1 protein-coding gene is annotated in these 2,695 nt (G+C 57.7%); it reads left to right on the top strand.

Annotated features, from left to right (window positions below):
- Positions 1 to 2,695: immunoglobulin-like domain-containing protein (locus tag EXW71_RS28635; protein ID WP_372241349.1), on the top strand; the 2,695-nt coding region annotated here is incomplete at both ends.

The raw sequence follows: 2,695 nt of genomic DNA, 5'->3' as shown, positions 1-2,695 counted from the left end.
TCCGGCCAACGACGTCTACAACAACGGATCCACCGTCAGCACCACGATTACCGGCGCGACTGGCGGCAACTTTGAAAACCTGGTGCCGAGCACGACGCCAGCGGTCACCACCATTGTTGATTCAATCGACACCACCAACGTTTCGTTGACCGCCACCGGCACGGTTGTCGAAGGCGGTCAGATCACTTACACCGCCACCTTGACCAACCCTGCGCAGACACCGGTGAACGTCACCTTGAGCAATGGCTCGGTGATCACCATCAAGGCCGGCGAGTCCGTTGGCAGCGTGGTTGTCGACACCCCACCGAATGATGTCTACGTCAACGGCAGCACTGTCAGCACCACCATTACCGGCGCGACTGGCGGTAATTTCGAGAATCTGGTGCCGAATACGGCTCCGGCAGTCACCACGATTACGGACTCTGTCGACACCACCACCGTGACGCTCACCGCACCGGCGGAGGCGAACGAAGGTGGTCAGATCACCTACACCGCCACGCTTTCCAATAAAGCGGGTACCGACGTCACGCTGAAGTTGGACAATGGTTCGTCCATCACCATCAAGGCTGGCGACACCGTCGGCACGGTGACCGTTCCAGCGCCAAGCGATGATGTGTTCATCGATAAGAGCACCCAGACCGTCAAGATCACCGACGCTACTGGCGGCAACTTCGAGAAACTGGAAGTTGCAGGCAACGGTGCGACTACCACGATCAACGACACCATCGATAAGGTGGATGTGGTTCTGACCGCCACTAACACCGTGGGCGAAGGCGGCAACATCGTTTACACCGCGTCGCTGGTTGATAAGTCGGGTAATGCGGTGACTAACATCACCAACCCGCTGACCGTCACTTTGGACAATGGCCAGACCATCACCATTGGTGTGAACCAGTCCAGCGGCAGCGTAACCACTGTGGCACCGAACGACGTCTATACAGGCGACCAAACTGTCACTGCCGCTATCAAAGGTGTGACTGGCGGCGAGCACTTCGAAAACCTGGTGCCAGGCACTACGCCGGTGAACACCACCGTTACGGACACACCGGGCACTGCCGATACCACGACCGTCACGCTGACCGCGCCAAGCGCAGTCAATGAGGGCGGCCAGATCACTTATACCGCTACCTTGAGCAACAAGGCCGGCACCGATGTCACGCTGAAACTCGACAACGGCTCGTCTATCACCATCAAGGCTGGCGACACCGTCGGCACCGTGACCGTCCCGGCGCCAAGCGATGACGTGTTCATCGACAAGAGCACCCAGACCGTCAAGATCACTGACGCTACCGGCGGCAATTTCGAGAAATTGGAAGTTGCGGGTAACGGTGCGACTACCACAATCAACGACACCATCGACAAGGTCGATGTGGTTCTGACTGCCACCAATAGCGTGGGCGAAGGCGGCAACATCGTCTACACCGCCAGCCTTGTGGATAAAAACGGCGCGGCAGTGACCAACATCACCAACCCGGTGACCGTCACCCTGGATAATGGCCAAACCATCACTATCGGTGTGAACCAGTCCAGCGGTTCTGTCTCGGTAGTCGCTCCAAACGACGTATACAAAGGCGACCAAACCGTCACTGCCGCTATCAAAGGCGTGACCGGTGGTGAGCATTTTGAAAATCTGGTACCTGGTACCGATAAAGTCACCACGACCGTAACTGATACTCCGGGCACTGCTGACACCACGACCGTAACCCTGACCGCGCCAAGCGCAGTCAACGAAGGTGGTCAGATTACCTACACCGCCACGCTCTCCAACAAAGCGGGTACCGACGTCACGCTGAAGTTGGACAATGGCTCGTCCATCACCATCAAGGCTGGCGACACCGTCGGCACCGTAACCGTCCCGGCGCCAAGCGATGACGTGTTCATCGACAAGAGCACCCAGACCGTCAAGATCACTGACGCTACCGGCGGCAACTTCGAAAAACTGGAAGTTGCAGGTAACGGCGCAACCACCACGATCAACGACACCATCGACAAAGTGGATGTAGTTCTGACCGCTACTAACACCGTGGGCGAAGGCGGCAACATCGTCTACACCGCGTCGCTGGTTGATAAGTCGGGTAATGCGGTGACTAACATCACCAACCCGCTGACTGTCAGCCTGGATAACGGCCAGACCATCACCATTGGCGTGAACCAGTCGAGCGGTACCGTCACTACCGTCGCGCCGAATGACGTCTACACAGGCGATCAGACCGTCACCACCGCCATCAAAGGCGTGACTGGTGGCGAGCACTTCGAGAACTTGGTGCCGGGCACCGATAAAGTCACTACAACAGTGACTGATACTCCGGGCACTGCCGATACCACGACCGTCACGCTGACCGCGCCAAGTGCAGTCAACGAAGGCGGTCAGATTACCTACACCGCCACGCTCTCTAACAAAGCAGGTACCGACGTCACGCTGAAGTTGGACAATGGCTCGTCCATCATCATCAAGGCTGGCGACACCGTCGGCACCGTGACTGTCCCAGCGCCAAGCGATGACGTGTTCATCGATAAGAGCACCCAAACCGTCAAGATCACTGACGCCACCGGCGGCAACTTCGAGAAGCTGGAAGTTGCGGGTAACGGTGCCACTACCACGATCAACGACACCATCGACAAAGTGGATGTGGTCCTGACCGCTACCAACAGCGTCGGCGAAGGCGGCAACATCGTTTATACCGCCAGCCTTGTG

The sequence above is a fragment of the Pseudomonas sp. BCA17 genome, assembly GCF_004519405.1.
Classification (GTDB): Bacteria; Pseudomonadota; Gammaproteobacteria; order Pseudomonadales; family Pseudomonadaceae; genus Aquipseudomonas.
This window is presented reverse-complemented; position numbering and strand designations above follow the sequence as displayed.